At 40.8% G+C, this 17,610-nt stretch carries 19 protein-coding genes and 1 pseudogene; 13 read left to right on the top strand and 7 right to left on the bottom strand.

Translation table 11 applies throughout. From position 1 onward, the window contains the following. Positions 1–965: HAL/PAL/TAL family ammonia-lyase (locus B879_RS14110; RefSeq protein ID WP_040400757.1), on the bottom strand; the 965-nt coding region annotated here is incomplete at its 3' end. A 322-nt stretch (positions 966–1,287) separates the two neighbouring features. Here B879_RS14110 and B879_RS14105 point away from each other — a divergent pair. From B879_RS14105 to B879_RS23225, 8 genes and pseudogenes are all read left to right on the top strand, one after another. Then, positions 1,288–1,857 carry an ORF6N domain-containing protein gene (locus B879_RS14105; RefSeq protein ID WP_009185869.1) on the top strand — a complete coding sequence of 190 codons (570 nt, stop codon included), beginning with the start codon at positions 1,288–1,290 and terminating at the stop codon, positions 1,855–1,857. Positions 1,858–1,948: 91 nt separating this feature from the next. Beyond that, the gene (locus B879_RS14100) at positions 1,949–2,848 is read left to right on the top strand and encodes a LysR family transcriptional regulator (protein WP_009185868.1); all 900 of its coding nucleotides are present in this window, start codon (positions 1,949–1,951) and stop codon (positions 2,846–2,848) included. A 128-nt stretch (positions 2,849–2,976) separates the two neighbouring features. Further along, positions 2,977–3,267, top strand: coding sequence for an AbrB/MazE/SpoVT family DNA-binding domain-containing protein (locus tag B879_RS14095; protein ID WP_040400756.1), 291 nt, complete (start codon positions 2,977–2,979; stop codon positions 3,265–3,267). 55 nt (positions 3,268–3,322) lie between these two features. Then, positions 3,323–3,598, top strand: a pseudogene (locus B879_RS23575) (type II toxin-antitoxin system PemK/MazF family toxin); the annotation flags it as partial. 109 nt (positions 3,599–3,707) lie between these two features. Next, positions 3,708–3,914: a type II toxin-antitoxin system VapB family antitoxin gene (locus B879_RS14085; RefSeq protein WP_009185866.1), complete on the top strand. Its 207-nt coding sequence runs from the start codon at positions 3,708–3,710 to the stop codon at positions 3,912–3,914. Continuing rightward, on the top strand, positions 3,911–4,297 hold the full coding sequence (locus tag B879_RS14080; RefSeq protein WP_009185865.1) for a PIN domain-containing protein: 387 nt from the start codon (positions 3,911–3,913) through the stop codon (positions 4,295–4,297). The genes B879_RS14085 and B879_RS14080 overlap by 4 nt, the downstream gene beginning before the upstream one ends. Positions 4,298–4,655: 358 nt before the next feature. Continuing rightward, positions 4,656–5,960 (top strand): MFS transporter, encoded by a 1,305-nt coding sequence (locus tag B879_RS14075; protein ID WP_009185864.1) that lies wholly within the window; start codon positions 4,656–4,658, stop codon positions 5,958–5,960. Positions 5,961–5,979: 19 nt separating this feature from the next. Then, a complete protein-coding gene (locus B879_RS23225; RefSeq protein ID WP_262481911.1) occupies positions 5,980–6,117 on the top strand; it encodes an MFS transporter in 138 nt (45 codons plus the stop codon). 92 nt (positions 6,118–6,209) lie between these two features. Here B879_RS23225 and menD read toward each other — a convergent pair whose 3' ends face one another. From menD to B879_RS14060, 3 genes are read right to left on the bottom strand one after another with little or no spacing between them, the layout of a single operon-like run. Then, positions 6,210–7,895 carry a 2-succinyl-5-enolpyruvyl-6-hydroxy-3-cyclohexene-1-carboxylic-acid synthase gene (gene menD / locus B879_RS14070; protein WP_009185863.1) on the bottom strand — a complete coding sequence of 562 codons (1,686 nt, stop codon included), beginning with the start codon at positions 7,893–7,895 and terminating at the stop codon, positions 6,210–6,212. Between the two features lie 7 nt (positions 7,896–7,902). Continuing rightward, complete coding sequence (locus B879_RS14065) at positions 7,903–9,105, bottom strand: chorismate-binding protein (protein WP_009185862.1); 1,203 nt, start codon at positions 9,103–9,105, stop codon at positions 7,903–7,905. A gap of 1 nt (position 9,106) precedes the next feature. Next, the gene (locus B879_RS14060; RefSeq protein WP_009185861.1) at positions 9,107–9,529 is read right to left on the bottom strand and encodes a hotdog fold thioesterase; all 423 of its coding nucleotides are present in this window, start codon (positions 9,527–9,529) and stop codon (positions 9,107–9,109) included. Between the two features lie 53 nt (positions 9,530–9,582). Here B879_RS14060 and B879_RS14055 point away from each other — a divergent pair, with 53 nt between their 5' ends. Continuing rightward, positions 9,583–10,212, top strand: coding sequence for a histidine phosphatase family protein (locus B879_RS14055; RefSeq protein ID WP_009185860.1), 630 nt, complete (start codon positions 9,583–9,585; stop codon positions 10,210–10,212). Here B879_RS14055 and B879_RS14050 read toward each other — a convergent pair. The 3 genes from B879_RS14050 to B879_RS14040 form a co-directional block, all read right to left on the bottom strand. Further along, a complete protein-coding gene (locus B879_RS14050) occupies positions 10,190–10,615 on the bottom strand; it encodes a hypothetical protein (RefSeq protein ID WP_009185859.1) in 426 nt (141 codons plus the stop codon). The genes B879_RS14055 and B879_RS14050 overlap by 23 nt on opposite strands. A gap of 110 nt (positions 10,616–10,725) precedes the next feature. Next, positions 10,726–11,490 carry a zinc ribbon domain-containing protein gene (locus B879_RS14045; protein WP_009185858.1) on the bottom strand — a complete coding sequence of 255 codons (765 nt, stop codon included), beginning with the start codon at positions 11,488–11,490 and terminating at the stop codon, positions 10,726–10,728. 3 nt (positions 11,491–11,493) lie between these two features. Then, positions 11,494–12,594, bottom strand: a complete 1,101-nt coding sequence (locus B879_RS14040; RefSeq protein WP_009185857.1) for a Nif3-like dinuclear metal center hexameric protein — start codon at positions 12,592–12,594, stop codon at positions 11,494–11,496. Between the two features lie 41 nt (positions 12,595–12,635). Between B879_RS14040 and lpxK the strand changes: the two genes are divergently transcribed. The 4 genes from lpxK to B879_RS14020 all read left to right on the top strand — a co-directional run bounded on the left by lpxK (position 12,636) and on the right by B879_RS14020 (position 17,607). Beyond that, the gene (lpxK, locus tag B879_RS14035) at positions 12,636–13,691 is read left to right on the top strand and encodes a tetraacyldisaccharide 4'-kinase (RefSeq protein ID WP_009185856.1); all 1,056 of its coding nucleotides are present in this window, start codon (positions 12,636–12,638) and stop codon (positions 13,689–13,691) included. Continuing rightward, a complete protein-coding gene (locus tag B879_RS14030; RefSeq protein WP_009185855.1) occupies positions 13,681–15,642 on the top strand; it encodes a putative porin in 1,962 nt (653 codons plus the stop codon). The genes lpxK and B879_RS14030 overlap by 11 nt, the downstream gene beginning before the upstream one ends. Positions 15,643–15,645: 3 nt before the next feature. Continuing rightward, entirely contained in the window at positions 15,646–16,257 is a 612-nt protein-coding gene (locus B879_RS14025) for a MiaE family protein (protein WP_193786164.1), read from the top strand. A 105-nt stretch (positions 16,258–16,362) separates the two neighbouring features. Further along, positions 16,363–17,607 (top strand): ABC transporter permease, encoded by a 1,245-nt coding sequence (locus B879_RS14020; RefSeq protein ID WP_009185853.1) that lies wholly within the window; start codon positions 16,363–16,365, stop codon positions 17,605–17,607. Positions 17,608–17,610 lie beyond the last annotated feature (3 nt).

Below are 17,610 nucleotides of genomic sequence, written 5' to 3'. Positions count from 1 at the left end.
TGGGTTTCATCAAAGACCACCGGGTTGTCGGTTACAGAGTTGATTTCGGTCTCCAGCATGTGCTTCAAATGCAGCCATGCATTGCGGGAAGCTCCATGTACTTGGGGCATGCAGCGCAAGGAATAAGGATCCTGCACGCGTGCACAGGTCGCATGGGAATGCACAATCTCAGATTCATGTAAGAGGTTGAGGATGGTCTGGGCTACATGCTGATTGCCTGCGTAGGGTCGGAGTCGATGGAGTTCGGCAGAAAATGGTTTGATAGAACCTAGCAAACCTTCCAGCATCATGGCTCCTGTAATGTCTGCATGGGCAAGGATATTGTAAAAGCGCTCTAGAACTTTCACTCCAAACGCTGCAATAAACTGCGTGCCATTGATCAGTCCAAGACCTTCTTTAGGGCCAAGGTGGATGGGGGACAGCTGATGCTGTTGGAGGACTTCTGCTGTCGATAGTATTTTCCCACCTACATGTACTTTTCCCAATCCGATCAGCGGTAAAAATAAATGTGAGAGGGGAGCAAGGTCGCCCGATGCGCCTACCGAACCTTGTTTGGGTACCACTGGAATGATATCATTTTCAATATGCCAAAGTATCCTGTCCAAGGTTTGTTCTTGTATACCAGAGAAGCCCTTTGCTAGCGCATGTAACTTCAGGATCAACATCAATTTGGAAATCTCCACAGGAATAGGTTCGCCTACACCTACTGCATGGCTTTTAAGCAGGTTTTCCTGGAGTTTTCGTGTCTGATCGGGGGAGATCAGCGTAGTGCACAATGGTCCAAAGCCAGTATTGATACCATAGACTGGTTGGCCATTGGCTACGATTTTTTCGACTGCCGCCGCACTGGCTTTTACTTTTTCTCGTGTTTCAGGGCTAAGGATGCCTTTTATGTTCCTATTGGCGATGCCGAGGGCGATGGAGGCGGTGAGATGGCCTTGACCATATTCAAATATTTCTAACATAACTTTTGTATCAATTGCTGTTTTACATAAAAAATGAACCAATAACGTTGTTAGTGTTCAACTTTGCAGCCGTTGCATGAACTCTTTTTTCACACCACGCTCGCAACGACTTAACGCCACGCTCGCAACGAGGATAAGTCAATTCAAAATTACAGAACTGTTTTGATAATTATAAATACCAATATTATCATTAATTAATTACTATTAGGTATAAATATTAAACGGATATTTTATTACTTGTATTTGATTGGTGGACAGAGGATGCTTAAATTGGAATTGCATTTTATTAGGTTTTAAAGTAAGTTTTTTAAACGCGGTCTATATGGACAATTCCTCAGATTTAATCATACAAGAAAGGATAACTAGATCGATTCATTTGATCAGAAATCAAAAGGTAATGATGGATAGCGATTTAGCTGAAATGTATGGAGTGGAAACAAAAGTGCTTAATCAAGCGGTAAAAAGAAACATGGACAGATTTCCAGAGGACTTTATGTTTCAGCTTACCAACGAAGAGTGGGAAGATTTACAAGTAACTGTCAAAGAACAAAACGTCCCTCACTCTTTAAGGTCACAATTTGTGACCTTAAAGAGTGACCGTGGGCGGCACAGAAAGTATCTTCCTTATGTTTTCACTGAACAAGGAGTGGCCATGTTATCTTCTGTGCTCAAAAGTAAAACGGCCATTCAGGTAAATATTTCCATTATGAGGGTTTTTGTGAAAATGCGAGAATGGGCGGCGAATTATCAAGGACTGATCAGAAAAATTGATGAGCTTAGTCAAAACCAAAGTGAGCATAATGAGCATATCCAAAACATCTACCAGATTATTGAAGAGCTGGTTAGACCATCCATGACAGAACGCAAAACAATCGGTTTTAAGAAACCTTAGTTTAATCATATCTAAATATCTGTCAATATCATAATATCTATCGATATCTTTTGAGATTTAATATGCATCAAAGATATATAGGTACACAAATATGAACATAGAACTCCGCCACCTCGAATATTTCCGTGCCGTTGCCGAAGAACTCAACTTTGGCCGTGCAGCGGAGCGTTTATTTATTTCCCAGCCAGGTCTCAGCCGTCAGATCAAGCAGATGGAGGAGATCCTTGAAGTTCAGTTGTTTGAGAGGACCAAAAGAAAAGTCCAACTCACCCCTGCCGGGCATTTCCTTAAAACAGAAGTGGATTATATCTTCAACCACCTTGACCTCACCAAAACCCAAATCAAGGAAATTGCTGCTGGGAATATTGGGGAGTTAAGGGTTGGATTCTTAGGTTCAGCGGCACATACGGTAATCCCTGAACTTCTCGTCAAAATCTCCCAAACCTTTCCCGGCATACAAACAACGCTTGAAGAACTTAGCAATGCCATGCAGATCGAAATGTTGGAAAAGGACAAGCTGGACTTGGGCTTTGTACGACTGGCGCGGGTTCCAGAAGCTCTAGAGATGAGATTGGTCCATCAGGATACTTTCTCGTTGGTATTGCTTAAGGACCATCCTTTGTCGGCGGATGACTTTAAGCATATTGGGCAATTGAAGGAGGAAAATTTTATCCTCTTTTCTCAGGATTATTCTTCCATTTACTACGATAAGATCATGTCTATCTGTGAGGATAGGGGATTTACTCCAAAGATCACCCATAAGTCTGTTCATGCCCTGACCATTTTCAAATTGGTAGAGGCTGGCTTGGGAGTGGCTATTGTGCCTACATCTTTGAAACAGGGATATGATTTAAAGGTGAAGTTTATCGAATTGGATAAGATCAAACAAAAAACGGAGTTGTATGCCGTTTGGAAAAAGGGGAATAAGAATGCTGCTTTGGGTAAGGTTTTGGGGTTGATAAAAATTAATGGTGATATTAATAGATATTAGCGTTGCGATATGGATGGATATTATTTGAAATATGCTCTGCGAAATATAATAGAAATAGAGTAGAGTGATAAAATATTTATGTTCTTATGAAAGTTATAACATGTTATTACTTTTTCGTAAATTTGGATATGGAAACTAAAATCAGAAAAATCGGCAACAGTAGTGGTATTATTTTGCCTAAAGCATTGATTGACAAATATGAGCTTGCCGAGGTGGTAATTGAAGATCATGGGGATGGAATCATGATCAGACCTGCTACCAAACCCATATTTCAATTGAAAATGGAGGAAGCCCGAAAAAACAAAAAGACAATCTACACAACCATGGAAAAAGAGGCCTCTGATCCTGAGACTAAAGCATATTATCAGCAAGAAGTTGAGGAATGGGGTGATATTGATACTGAAATCATTGAAGGATGAAAAATGGAGAAGTGTGGCTGGTGAATTTTGAACCGCAAGTCGGTCAAGAAATAAAAAAACCAGGCCAGCAATCATCGTTAATGCTGATTCCCTTGGGATATTGCCTTTGAAGATTGTTGTTCTGTTGACGGATGGGATTAAGGAACCAAAAAGTTGGATGGTTCTCCTAAAGCCTAATCATCTCAATGGATTATCAAAAACCTCTTTTGCAGATTGTTTTCAAGTAAAGAGCTTGTCTGAAAAAAGGTTTGTGAAGAAAATTGGAATACTTACAGAACTTGAATTAGCTGAAGTCAAGGTTTGTTTGGCTAAAGTGTTGGGGTTGATTTAGCTTACTGAGATATTGTCTTTTAAGCTAAACCTAGCCAAGGAGCAAAAAATAATATCAAATACTTGCTGTTATACGATACATTATCGTATTTGTGTAAAAACTTAATATTATGAAAGTTACAGCAATAATTCCCCAAGAATTAATTGAAGAAGCTATGGAGCTTTCCAAGGCTGATACGATCACAGAGGCTTTGAAGGTAGCCTTAGTTTCTTACATCCGCTCTCAAAAACTCAAGCAAATAGGAACTTCTATAATGAGTGAGCCTTTAGAGTTTAAGTATTCTGCTCAAGAATTAAGAGATTTGAACCGTCGATGAGAGGTGTCGTTTTTGATACCTCTATTTGGATTGAATACCTGAAAGGTAATCCAGATGTCTTTTTGACATGTCAAGAACTGCTGGAAGATAATCGGGTGTTTGGGTTGGAGTTGATCTTTGCGGAATTACTTCAAGGAGCAAAGGGGAAAAGAGAGGTGGAGATGATTGTACAGTTGGCCAATCTTATTCCGAGTTTGGATGAGCCTTACCATATTATTGAGTCAGGTTTACTGTCAAAGAAAGAAAACTTGGTGAATCAAGGAGTTGGTTTGATTGATGCCGTGATTTTTCATGCCGTTGCCAAAAATGAGTTGAAGCTTTGGACCTTGGATAAAAAGCTAAGGCGGGTGGTGGGGTATGAGCGATTGTTCCAAATTGGATAGTTTTCTTAATGAGATTAGGTTAAGGTTTCACGCAATGTGCGCAACGATTAACGCAACGATCGCAAAGTTGAAGTGAGAGTAATTAGTTGAATGTGTGAATGGTGATTAGTTGCATCATCTTTCTTTTTTCCTTATCCAGATATTCCTAGATATTTATTCTAAGAATTATTTACATGCTCCCAATATATCGGCGGAGGCTTATTTCTATTTTATATCGCGAAGCATATTTCAATTTCTAGATGGTCTTTCTTGTGTCTTGTGTCTTACATCTTGTGTCTTTCAAACAAATGCCGTCCCAATGTCGGGTGAAATCCTCCCATTTTTCGGGCTATATTTGTAAGAATCCAACCAACTTGCCATGTTCCAGCAAACTTTAGCTTCCAAAGCCTACGAACTGATTACCGACGAAGGGGAAGAGCGGGTCTGTGAGGCGATTTCTGAAAAATCTTGTAAAGAAACTCCCGGTAATTTTTTCAAAAATGTATTCAGTGGATCCCTTTCCAAATTGGCAGAGCAGTTGGTCAGTCCGGGGACAACTCTGCCTTGGATTCTGGCAGCTTTGGGAGTGCCCAATCTTTTTACGGGGGCTTTGGTGCCTATTAAGGATGCAGGATCATTATTGCCACAGCTGTTTGTTTCCGCAAAAATCAGGGCTTATGCCATCAGAAAATGGTTTTGGGTGATTCCTGCTTTGATCCAGGCCCTGGCTTTGGCAGCTATGGCCTTTGTAGTTAAAGAAACTGAGGGGAACATTGCTGGGGTTTTAATTTTAAGCCTTTTGCTGATTTTCAGTTTGGCCAGTGGAGTAGCAAGTATCAGTTTCAAGGATGTAATAGGAAAGACCATTCCAAAAGGCAAACGCGGACAGCTTTTGGCCATGCGCTCCACCATCGGTGGCATACTGACCTTGGTGGCCGGTGTTTTCATACTTCAGGATCTGGAAGGCGAAGAGGATCAAAATATGTTGTTTTGGCTGGTGATGGCGGGAGCAATTTTGTGGGGCCTTTCAGCTTTCCTTTTTGCTTTGATATTTGAAGAAAAAGGGGCGACCGAGGGTGGGAGGACACCTGTCAAGGAACTCAAAAATGCCTGGAAATTTTGGAAGGAAGCCAGCAACCTAAGGAGGTTTATTGTTACCAGAGGGCTACTGATGGCCATTCCGTTGGCACAGCCATTTTTTGTGGTTTTAGGCAAGGAGGAACTGGGTAGTGAGGTCAATAATCTGGGGATTATGGTGATCGCTGCCGGTATAGCCAATGTTATCAGCAGTCCTTTTTGGGGCAGATTTGCAGATCATTCCAGTCGCAAGTTGATGGTTTGGGTTTCTATCCTTGGGATGCTCAATATTTCGCTCATGGCCTTGTTTCCTTTTTGGCCGGATAGTTTGCAGAACATTTACGTTTTTGCTGCACTCTTCCTAGTTCAAGTGATGGCCCATGGAGGCGCCAGATTGAGTAGAAAAACTTATCTCGTTGACTTTGCTCCTGAAAAGGAAAGGCCCCTATATGTCTCTCTTTCCAATACTATGATAGGAGTTTTCACCTTACTTGCTGCAGGCTTGGGGAGTTTATCTTCCTTGTTTGGAGTGCAGGCGATGTTGATGGTCTTTGTTGGACTTTTGGGCCTGGGGCTGATTTTGGCTTTGAGGTTGAGGGAGGTTTAAAATCTGTGGTTTTAAAATTTTGATTTCAGCTGATGTATTTTTGATCTATGGTGTCTTTGCGGCAGTGGGTGTTGTATTTGTCATTTGGGTAGTTCCGGAAACCAAAAACAAGTCACTTGAAGAATTGTCCGCTTTGCTAGTTAAGAAAAAGGGTTAAATAGGACGTGCTGAAAAACGCCAATTGGAGAATAATTTCTTTAAATTTTGATGAATATCCCATTTATTAAGCGTCGTCTTTTTCAGCAAGCCCTAAATATCACCTAACTCCTCTGTCATCTTCCCTTTTACCCATTTCAAGACCTCGGCATTTTTTGAACTGGAGGTCTCTATTTCCAGAATTTTTGGGTGAATGGATTTCGCATAAAAATCTTTCAGACCCATCTCCAGGCTTCTTTCATCATTGGCCAAGTGGTATGCGAAGCCAAAGTCTTTGGCCAGGTAGCCAGCACTTAAGCGTTGCCGGGTTTCAAAAAACTCCTCCAGTTCGGGTTGTTTAGCCGGTCCATCAATTAACCTGAATATGCCCCCTGCATGGTTGTTGAGCAGGATTATCCTTAGGTTATTCATGGGGTAATTGTGCCAAAAGGCGTTCCTGTCATAGAAAAAGGCCATGTCCCCGGTAATCAGGGTAACCGGGTCTTTGGTGGTAAAGGCGCAACCTACAGCTGTACTGTTGCTGCCATCAATACCACTTGTACCTCGGTTACAGATAATCTCCTGCTTCCTTTCACCGAGAAAATTTACATACCTCACCGCCATGCTATTGGCCAAATGTAGTTTTGATTGAGAGGGGATATGTTTTAAACAGGAAGCTATTGCCTTATATTCCCCAAATTCCGCATTTTCCAAAATGCTTGTAAAGCTGTTTTTTACCTTATTTTCAAGGTTCAACCATTGCTTCACATAATCCAAATCAGATTTACCCTGCTCCAGGAAGAAATTTAGAAAGCTTAGTGGTTGGCAGACTACGATTTTGGACAAGGACTGATAGGTATCAGGGCTGTAGCCTTCAGGCTGAAGGTGCCAGTGCTGGGCTTTGGATTTTCTGAGAAAAAGCTTCAGCCCTTTAGAAATAATGGATTTCCCAAAGGATATGATCAATTCAGGCTCAAGTTCAGCATTTACCCGGTTGTTACCAATAAAGTGGTCGTGCCAATTGATGGTAGATGCAGATTGAAGATTGGAAATACAGTCTGTGACTACTACTGCCAGCCCTTTTTCCCCTATCTGGTTAATAGCTTCTTGAATTTTGGGATTGGGCTTTTGCTGGCCTGCGATGATGAGTACCTTTTTAAAATTAGCTAAACCACCCTCCAGCTTTTGTTTGCTTTCCTGCGAAAGCTGACCATTGGTTTGTAAATGGTCAATACACCTTACTTCTTTGTCAAATACAAAGTTTTCTCCTGTTTCTGGATAAAAAGGTTCTCTTAAGGGGATGTTGACATGAACCGGTCCAGCGGGATATTGATTGGTCAGGTTTATGGCTTCATTGACCATTCTATTGGCATGCCATAATTTGTCAGGATGTCCAAACTCATCAGGAAACTGGAAAAAGCCTTTTACATGTTTACCATAGATTTCTGACTGCCTAATGGTCTGTCCATCCCATTGATCAATCCATTCAGGTGGACGGTCTGCTGTGAGAACAATCAAGGGGATTTGCTGAAAATAAGCTTCGGCGATTGCAGGGGCATAATTATAGGCAGCTGATCCTGAAGTGCAAACCAATACTACTGGTTTTTCGAGTTGCTGGGCCATTCCCAATGCCACGAAAGCCGCAGCTCTTTCATCTGAAATGGTCCTGCTATGGATTTCAGGATGTCTGGTTAATGCCAAGGTAATAGGCGCACAGCGTGAACCTGGGGAAAGCATAGCATGTTTGATGCCTTTTTTGGCACATAAGGCCACCAGATCGAGGATTGGCTGAATAATCAATGGAGATTTATTTTAAGTGTTTTCCGATGATTTCGCATTTCATTTCAGTTTCCTCCCATTCTTTTTCAGGTACAGAATCTTCTGTTACACCCGCTCCTGCATACAGATAGGCTTCCTTTTCAGTGAGTCTAGCGGTGCGTAAATTTACATAAATGGAAGTTTCTCCTTCTACATTAACTGGCCCAATGAACCCGGCAAATAGAGAACGGTTCAGTTTTTCGTATGTTCTGAGGAATTCAAAAGCTTTATTTCTTGGCATCCCACAAACGGCTGATGTTGGCTGAAGCAATTTCAGCATCACTGACCCCAACTGAGGGAAATTTGTCGCTTTCATATCTACCCTAAAATCTGACCTTAAATGCAATAGATTACCGGCCAATACGGTCTTTGGGCCTATTTCTTCATATTCTCTCAAACGTATTTTCTTAAAGCAATCGACAATATACCTGCTCACCAATGCCTGTTCTTCAATTTCTTTTTGTGTCCAGGCAGCATTTTTCATGGGATTATCCCCTTTGGCCTTTTGTGTTCCTGCCAATGACATGGTATAAAAGGCATCCCCTTTTGTTTGTATTAGGATTTCTGGGGAAGCACCAAGCCAAGTGCCCACACCGGGTATGTGGAAAAAGTTGATAAATGCATTAGGGTAAGCATACAATATACTTTTAAGTGATTTGATCAGGTCAAAACCTTTGCCCAATGCCTTTTTTTTCAATCTTGCCGGTACAATTTTAATGAGTTGGCCCTCTTTGATAGCCTCAACCCCTTTTTCTACCAAGTCCGTAAAGTCTTTTTTGGAACAGGCCCTGTTGCTTTTTAATTCCGTTTCCACCTCGGTGTGGCCCAGGTTTTTTTGTATGATCCCTTTGATCTGATCTGGATCAAGTGTTTTTCTTAGCGGATCTACCCGATCCGCCTGTTCCTCAAGTGGAACAGAAAGATCGATCTTAAAGTAGTTATCCGCTTCGAGGAAAAAAGCCTTGCCATCGACTTGATCCTCAAAAGGATGAACGATAAACCCTGAGGGCAATTCCTCTATATTGAGTTCAACCCTTTTGGGCTGCTCACTTTTGTCAATTAAAATTTCCAAAATATTTGATTTGGGCTTTCTCCAGAGGGCTATTTGTCTGCCTTCCTGCATTTCTGTGGCTATCAGGCAACCCAAATAATATTCTAAATCCCAAACGGCTATATCAACTGCTTTCTGCATGTTATTTTTTATCCAAAACGGCCATGGTTATTCTACTGATACAACTCAAATGACCGGATTCTGTGTATACTTTAATTTCCCAAACCTGTGTTTTCTTTCCCAGATGAATGGGTTTTGTGACTCCCCTCACCAATCCACTCTTTACGGATTTCAGGTGGTTTGCGTTTATTTCCAGGCCTACACAATATTGGTTTTTACTATCAATGGTCAATGTGGCTGCGACACTTCCCAAAGTTTCCGCCAGTACCACATTGGCCCCACCATGTAACAGTCCTAGGGGTTGTTTGGTTTTGTCTACAACGGGCATGGTGGCTTCTAAAAAGTCTTCACCTATTTTAGTGAATTGAATGTCCAAAAAGTCGGTCATGGTGTTTTTTCCCCAGTTGTTTAGGGTGTCCAGGTCAAGGTTTGGAGGAAATATCATGTATTTTGGGATAAATGCCTTTTCTTTGAGATCGCAAACAAAAATAAAGAAACTTGCTAAGTAAAAAAATTTACCTCGTTAGACACGGTCAGACAGATTATAACCTTAGAGGAGTGGTTCAGGGAAGTGGAATAGATGCCCCGTTAAACAGGAACGGTCAGCGTCAGGCTGCTGCATTTTTTGAATTTTATAAAAATGTACCTTTTGAAAAAGTGTTTTATACAGGTCTGCAGCGAACCAAACAATCCGTTGAGGGTTTCCTGGAACTTGGGATACCCCATGAAGCAGTGCCTGAGCTCAATGAAATTTCTTGGGGAAGGTATGAAGGCGTTCCTATGACGCCGGAAGAAAATAAATACTATGAACACATGTTAGCACAATGGTCCTCCGGGAACTTGGATTACGCCATAGAAGGGGGAGAAAGTCCTAATATAGTTGCCAAAAGATTGAAGAAGGGCATTGATAAGATACTTGCACAGCCCGAGGGTGTCATATTGGTTTGTATGCATGGAAGGGCTATGCGTGTGTTGATCAGTTTGCTCTTGGGCTATGATTTGAGATATATGGACTTGTTCAAGCACCAAAATCTAGGCCTTTATGTCCTCAATCAAAATCAATCAGGAACATTCAGGATAGAAAAATACAATTCAGGGGAGCACCTTAAGGACTTGGAGTTGTTTTAAGGGGTTTTGAAGATTTTTTGTTTTTACTGTTTTTGTCATCTTCCAAAGAAGAAAGAAGGTGGTTGAAGGTGTTTTTTGATTGATCCAAATCAATAATTTTCAGTGCAATATCCTGTAATGGCACCACTGTTTTATTATTTAGCCGTACAAAAATATAGCCCAACTGACATTCATCCAGATTTTCGTAAGGAACCTTAACCAAAATTGCAGCATCAGAATTACCCGTATAAGCTCTGGTCTTAAAAATATTCATCAGGCTCATCTCTATGTAATCCGGTGTGGTCTTGTGATTTTTTAACTCTGCCTTATCAAATAGAATCAAAAAGGTCTTATCACCAGGGTTGTTGGAAAAACCAGTGGTGTATATAAAAGTCATGATAAGCGTAATCAAAATCTTTTTCATTGCGGTAATTTATGAAATAAATACGTGTAAGGCAATGAATTGTTTGAAATCAAAATAAAATGTCGTTAAAAAGAAAAAGCCCGAATTATTCGGGCTTTTAAACTCTTTAATTAAGCTCTGCTTCTTTTTTTCTTTACCGGTTCTTCCTCGATTTCATCTTCTACACCTGCAAATACTCTACCGCAATGCTCACAAACGATCAATTTTTTCTTTTCACGGATATCCGCTTGTCTTTGTGGAGGTACCACATTGAAACAACCGCCGCACGCTCCTCTTTTGACCATGACAACGGCCAAACCATTCTTGGCATTGTTTCTGATTTTGGAGTAAGATTTGTAAAGCCGGTCTTCAATTTTTTTAACCGCTTTGTCTCTATCGGCTTTTAACTTGTTTTCTTCAGTTTCACTTTCCGATACGATGGTTGTGAGCTCTTCCTGCTTGTTGGTCAGATCTTTTTGTCTTTCTTTCAAGTGGTCTTTCAACTCATCAACATCCTTGTTTTTATTCTCGATTTTGGCCTGAGCCTCACCGATTTTCTTTTTGGAAACCTGAATTTCCAAGTCCTGAAGTTCCAATTCTTTGGTGATGGCGTCGTACTCTCTGTTATTTCGGACATTCATCTGCTGCTCTTGGTATTTCTTGATCAGTTTCTCAGATTCTTTGATGTTTTCTTTGAATCTTTTGATGTCATCTTCAAGAGCGACAATATCTTGATTGAATTTATCTAGTCTCGTCTCGTATCCTGCTATTTCATCCTCAAGGTCTTGAACTTCTTCTGGAAGGGCTCCTCTAACTTTAAAAATTGCGTCGAGTCTGGAATCTATTTTTTGAAGGTTTAATAAGGCTTCAAGCTTTTGTGCAACTGTACTTTCCATGTACTATAGGTAAGTTATGGGATTCGTAACTACTTTTGTCAAATAGAGTGCAATATTAGTAAATTTTTGCGACAATATCTCTACCAATAATTCTTTTGTGAAAATTTCACTTTCATAATGCCCTATATCGCACACAATAATCTGATTTTCAGCATCAAAGAATTCATGGTATTTGATATCAGAAGTAATGAAAATTTCTGCTCCTGAACGCTTAGCTAAGGGCAAAAGAAATATTCCGGCACCTCCGCAGAGCGCTACTTTCTGGATCGGCTTACCCAAAAGTTGGGTATGTTTGATGACCTGCAGGTCCATATTGGACTTAAGGGACTTCAAAAACTCAAGCTCATCTACGGGGTAGGCTAATTCGCCCACCATTCCAGCGCCTACCAGTTGGTTTTCATTTTCCAATTGATGCATATAATAAGCCACTTCTTCATAAGGGTGAGATATTTTAAGGGCGGCTAAAACCTTTTTTTCCAAAAATGATGGCAACAATACTTCTATTCTCGCTTCCGGCTCTTCGTGGGGCGATCCTTTGGATCCTTTATGTGGATTGGCCTGATCAGATGGGGTGAATGTCCCTATTCCCTCAGAGATAAAGCTGCAACCGGCATAGGCCCCAATTTCCCCGGCTCCTGCTTCGAAAAGAGCAGTGAGGACTTTTTGTTTGGCTTCAAACGGCACAAAAGTAACCAGTTTTGAAAGAAGGGCTTTTTTGGGTTGTAGGATAGAGGTTTTGACGAGTCCGATTTTATCTGCAATTTTTTTGTTTACTCCGTGTGCAACATGGTCCAGGTTGGTATGTATGGCATAAATGGCAATGTCATGCTTGATCGCCTTGATTACGGTTCTTTCTACATAGTTCTTTCCGGTAAGGCTTTTCAGTCCTTTAAAAATAATGGGGTGGTGGGCAATAACCAAGTTACATCCCAAAGAAATGGCCTCATCAATAACTTCTTCAGTAGCGTCCAAACTGCATAAAATACCCTTGACATCATCTGAAAGATTGCCTGTTATCAATCCTGAGTTATCATAAGATTCTTGATAGCTTGGCGGAGCTACTTTTTCGAGGTAAGAAACAATGTCCTGAATCTTGTAAACCATAATTTTTATTTTACTTTGTCCAAAATTAAGAAAATTAACCGATGCGCTGGTATAGCCCCTTGCTTTATCCTTTTTATTTGATGTACACCGGAATCACTTCCCTGCGCAATTTGATGTTTGATAAAGGGATTAAAAAGCGCACTGAATTCAGCGTTCCAACGCTCGTGGTAGGCAATTTAAACTTGGGAGGTTCAGGTAAGACTCCTATGGTGGAGTACCTGATAGAGAATTTTCGGGATCAATTTCAAATGGCTACCCTTAGTAGGGGGTATGGAAGGAAAACGAGAGGGTTTAGACTTGCAGATGGGGTCTTAGGGCCTAGGGAAATAGGAGATGAGCCTTTTCAGATTTTTTCAAAATATGGCCCTGAAATAGCTGTTGCAGTGGGAGAAGACAGGGTGATGGCGATTCCTGAAATCATGGGTATAAAACCAGAGACTCGGTTGGTTATTTTAGATGATGCATTTCAGCACCGTTATGTAAAAGCCGATTTCAGCATATTGCTTACGACTTTTCAAAAACCTTTTTTTGATGATTATGTGTTGCCTTTAGGGACATTAAGGGAAAGTGCTCGCGGTGCAAGTCGGGCAGATTTGGTGGTGGTGACCAAAACGCCATCTGATGTTACCGCGCAGGAAAAACATGCGTACTCCTCAAAAATCAAAAAGTTTACAGCAGCAAAAGTTTGTTTTGCCAAGATGGTCTATGGTGAGCCATATGCCATGGATTTAAATGTACAAGAAAAGAAGAAAAAAGTTGTTTTGGTTTCAGGTATTGCCAATGATAGCTTATTGTTTGAGGAGGTGAATGCCAAGTATGAAGTAGTGGCACGATTCAATTTTGGAGATCATTATTTCTATAAAGCGGCTGATCTCACAAAAATCCGTAATTCGGTAGGCAATGGGGGCGATGTCATGGTTTTGACTACAGAAAAAGATGCAGTCAAACTAAAAAATCCAGCATTTCATGAATATTTGGCAGAAATTCCGATTTTTGTCCTGCCCGTCAAAGTAAGGATGGATCCTGATTGCCAGATGTGGCTTAAAAGAAAAGTGGAAGATATAGTAGCGGAAAAATACAGGCACAGTGAGATTTAAAATTGCGGTTTTTTTTGTTTTAGTTTTTGGTGCAATTGAAGCCTTTGCCCAAAATCCTGTGCCCATTCGGCCTTTGCAGGGACAGCAGCGCCAAGCTCCTCCAGGAATGCAGGGGCAGCAACAGCAGGATCCTGACAGGCAAATAGAGGAAGGAGGCAGGAGAAAACTTATCGATGATTCCACCAAAATGGTTTTTGGGCCCAAAACCACCTTATATTTTTTTGAAAAGGATGTCCGGAAAAATAGGATACAAAAATATGAAATCGATACCATCTTAAATAATTTCCACAATTATGAGCCTGTAGCCAAATCAGGGTGGATGTACCAGGATCTGGGCAATATTGGGAGTGCAGCAATGCCGATTTTTTACCAAGTCCCAAAAATGATTGGGACCACATCAGGTTTTCATGCCTATGATCTTTATTTCAATGCTTCTGACAGCATGAAGTATTACGATACCAAATCGCCTTATACGCAGATGAATGCATTTTGGGGCGGAGGTAATAGAAACATGTTGGATTTGGCTTTTGCTAGAAATGTCAATCCAAGGTGGAATGTAGGGTTTAACCTGAACACCATCAGGGCCAGGAAAACACTCAATCCCAGTGCTCGGGATGATAATTTAACCGATAATAACAGTTATTCTTTCCACACCAATTATAAGTCAGAGAATGAGAAGTACTTTTTATTGGCCAATTTCTCAAGAATGAAACATAAGGTCAACGAGCAGGGGGGGATTATACCGCCCGAATTTGACGAAAACTCCATCTTATTTGCTTATGAGGATGCCAAAGTTTGGCTCAGAAATGCCCGTGCCTCAGATTTAAGGCAAGAAGTACATCTATACCATGAATATGAGCTTGTCAAAGGATGGCAGGTTTATCATATTTTTGACAGGAAAAAACAGGAGGTTTCCTTTTTTGCCAATCTTAATACAGCAGACTCCTTATTTTTTGTAAACTTTAATCCGGACCGATTCAACAATCAGGATACTACCCGCAACCTCAATACATTTACAGTATGGCGAAATGAGGCAGGTTTTAAAGGGGACATCGGACCATTGTATTACAATGCATTTGTAAGGTTCAGAACCGGTAGCATGAGAAGTCCTAGCTTTGAAGCCCCCAACAGGTTCAATGAGCTCTTTTTGGGTGGAGCATTACGGGGAGAAATCAATGAACAGTGGAGATTTGAAGCCGAAGGTGAATACCTGCTTCCAGGGGCATTTAGGTTACAGGGATTGTTTATTTCACCTTGGTTAGAGGCATCTTACACCAAGGCCATTTACAAGCCAACCTCCATGCAGATGATGTACTTTGGCAATCATCATCAATGGACCAATAACTTTAGCAATATTGGCGTAGATCAGGTTAAAGGGTTGATGAAGCTGGATTTTAAAAGTTGGGCTTTGCGGCCTAATGTGACCATTAACAGGGTGAACAATTTTGTATTTTTTAATGAAGCGCAACAGGCAGCTCAGGCCTCAGGCGATGCTTTTATGCTGATTCCTGGGTTTAAATCTATTTTCAATATCAGGCAAAAGTTTTTTTGGGAATCAGAGGCTTATTATACAATTCTATCAGGTTCATCGGCTGAAAACTTCAGGATTCCTGACTGGGTGATTAATTCCAGGATTTATTACGACAGTCCACTGTTTAATGAAAATCTCTTTATTCAGATTGGTCTAGAAGGTAGATACAGGGGGGATAATTTTGCGATGAATTATAATCCTGCCATGCAGCAGTTTTTCCTCCAAAATGATTTTAATGTTTTTGCCTATCCGGTCATAGACTTTTTTTTAAATGCCAGGATCAACCGGACAAGAATTTTATTAAGATTTAATCATTTAAATATAAATATGCTTGAGCAGCCAGGCTATTTCGTCACACCTTTCTATACAGGATTAAGAAGGGTATTGGATATTGGTATTAGCTGGCCCTTATTCGATTGATTTATGAGTTGGGAAGAAAGTACAAAACAAAAAATGTTGCATCTCCAGTTGCCGACGGATCCCCGATGGGTAAACATTGCTGAAATGAATATTGAAGATATCCTGGTAGATCATGCCTATTGTGAGCAAAAAGCAGCATCTTCCTGTATTTCCCTGATTGTTAATTTTTTTGATTTTCCAGAATTGGTAGATACCTTAACCCCAGTCGTAGCAGAAGAGTGGGGGCATTTTGAAAGGGTCATGGATCACTTGAAAAAAAGAAACTACCCACTGGGTAAACCAAGAAAGGATGAATATGTGGTAAAGCTTTCTCAGTTTATTAAAAAAGGAGGTAGTAGAGCCCAGCAGCTGTCTGAGTATTTACTGATGAATGCATTGATTGAGGCCAGGAGTTGCGAGCGGTTTAAATTGCTTTCAAAGCACGTTCAAGACGATGAGCTGAAAAAGTTTTATTATGAACTGATGGTGTCTGAGGCCGGACATTACGTCAACTTTATAGAATTGGCAAGAAGTATACATGAGCTGGAAAAGGTAAATAAACGTTGGCAGGAGTGGCTGACTTATGAAGCTGAAGTCATAAAAGAATTGGAAGTCAGAGGCGACCGTATGCATTAAAAATCCCAAAAATCTCTGGCTTGATTTAAAAAATCAGATAAGTTTTTTATACTTAGTCTTTATTTGACTACATCCTATACCAAACTGTTCCTTATCGGACAAATTATGAACCTGATCGAAAACATCAAAGAAGCGCTCAATTCAGTTAAGGTAAACTTACTAAGGACAATATTGACTGGAACAATCATAGCCATCGGTATCACATCCTTGGTAGGCATGCTTACAGCCATCGATGGAATCAAAGCGCAGATTGAGGAGAGTTTTGCAGGATTGGGGGCGAGTAATTTTGATTTACGATCAAAGGGGTCCTCAGGTGGTCCTGCAGTTCAAGATGGCAGGGCACAGAAGGTTTTTCCAATTGTAAAATTTAGGGAAGCCATTGAGTTCCAAAATGAGTTTGCTTCCGTAGCTCCCTCTACAGTATTTATTACAGTTACCGGAGCAGCAGAAGTAAAGAAAGGATCAAAAAAAACCAACCCGAATGTGAGGCTTACCGGGGTGGATGATTTGTATTTTAATATCAAAGGCATCAAAATAGAGAAAGGAAGAAACTTCAGTAACACTGAAATACAGTATGGTAACAATGTATGCATTATAGGTACTGATATTGTGGAATCACTTTTTGGGAAGGATGAAGAGCCCTTGAACGATTACATTACCGTGTATGGCAGGCGTTATACTATTATAGGTATATTGGAAAAACAGGGCAGTGTTGGGGGAGGTCCTGGTCCGGACAGGGCTATTTTTATCCCGGTAGAAAATGCGAGTAGGCTGGATACAAGAGGCACTTTTCGTTATACAGTTACAGTAAGCGGCTCAGATCCATTGAAGTTAGATTATGAAATGGGGCAGGCTACAGGTTTAATGAGAAAAATTAGAAGAGATAGAGTGGGTGAAGAGGATTCTTTCGAAATCACCAAAAGTCGCTCAGTGGGTGAGAGTTTGGAGGAAGTGGCAGGCTATTTAAGAATAGGGGGATTTACTATCGGTTTCATTACTTTGTTGGGGGCAGCCATAGGCCTTATGAATATCATGATGGTTTCAGTAACAGAGAGAACCCGCGAAATCGGCATCAGAAAAGCCCTTGGTGCTACACCTTTAAGAATAAGACAGCAATTTTTAATTGAAGCTATCGTCATATGCATTTTAGGAGGAATTCTGGGTGTGATACTTGGTATTGGGATTGGAAATATTGTGGCCAATGCCATTGGTCCGGGCGGATTCTTAATACCCTGGTTGTGGATATTTGTTGCTTTCGTAATTTGTATTTTTGTTGGGTTGTCGTCCGGCTATTTTCCAGCAAGGAAGGCCAGTAAGTTGGACCCCATAGAATCTTTGAGATACGAATAAAGT

The sequence above is a fragment of the Cecembia lonarensis LW9 genome (assembly GCF_000298295.1).
GTDB classification, from domain to species: domain Bacteria; phylum Bacteroidota; class Bacteroidia; order Cytophagales; family Cyclobacteriaceae; genus Cecembia; species Cecembia lonarensis.
The sequence above is the reverse complement of the archived record's forward strand: the minus strand, read 5'-3'. Positions and strand labels throughout refer to the sequence as shown.

Coding starts and splice junctions, on each gene's coding strand:
- B879_RS14105 (WP_009185869.1), top strand. CDS start 1,288: ATGGACAATTCCTCAGATTTAATCATACAAGAAAGGATAACTAGATCG.
- B879_RS14045 (WP_009185858.1), bottom strand. CDS start 11,490: ATGGAAAGTACAGTTGCACAAAAGCTTGAAGCCTTATTAAACCTTCAA.
- B879_RS14040 (WP_009185857.1), bottom strand. CDS start 12,594: ATGGTTTACAAGATTCAGGACATTGTTTCTTACCTCGAAAAAGTAGCT.
- B879_RS14100 (WP_009185868.1), top strand. CDS start 1,949: ATGAACATAGAACTCCGCCACCTCGAATATTTCCGTGCCGTTGCCGAA.
- B879_RS14060 (WP_009185861.1), bottom strand. CDS start 9,529: ATGATATTTCCTCCAAACCTTGACCTGGACACCCTAAACAACTGGGGA.
- B879_RS14085 (WP_009185866.1), top strand. CDS start 3,708: ATGAAAGTTACAGCAATAATTCCCCAAGAATTAATTGAAGAAGCTATG.
- B879_RS14095 (WP_040400756.1), top strand. CDS start 2,977: ATGGAAACTAAAATCAGAAAAATCGGCAACAGTAGTGGTATTATTTTG.
- B879_RS14075 (WP_009185864.1), top strand. CDS start 4,656: ATGTTCCAGCAAACTTTAGCTTCCAAAGCCTACGAACTGATTACCGAC.
- B879_RS14080 (WP_009185865.1), top strand. CDS start 3,911: ATGAGAGGTGTCGTTTTTGATACCTCTATTTGGATTGAATACCTGAAA.
- B879_RS14050 (WP_009185859.1), bottom strand. CDS start 10,615: ATGAAAAAGATTTTGATTACGCTTATCATGACTTTTATATACACCACT.
- B879_RS14025 (WP_193786164.1), top strand. CDS start 15,646: ATGAGTTGGGAAGAAAGTACAAAACAAAAAATGTTGCATCTCCAGTTG.
- B879_RS14065 (WP_009185862.1), bottom strand. CDS start 9,105: ATGCAGAAAGCAGTTGATATAGCCGTTTGGGATTTAGAATATTATTTG.
- B879_RS14020 (WP_009185853.1), top strand. CDS start 16,363: ATGAACCTGATCGAAAACATCAAAGAAGCGCTCAATTCAGTTAAGGTA.
- lpxK (WP_009185856.1), top strand. CDS start 12,636: ATGCGCTGGTATAGCCCCTTGCTTTATCCTTTTTATTTGATGTACACC.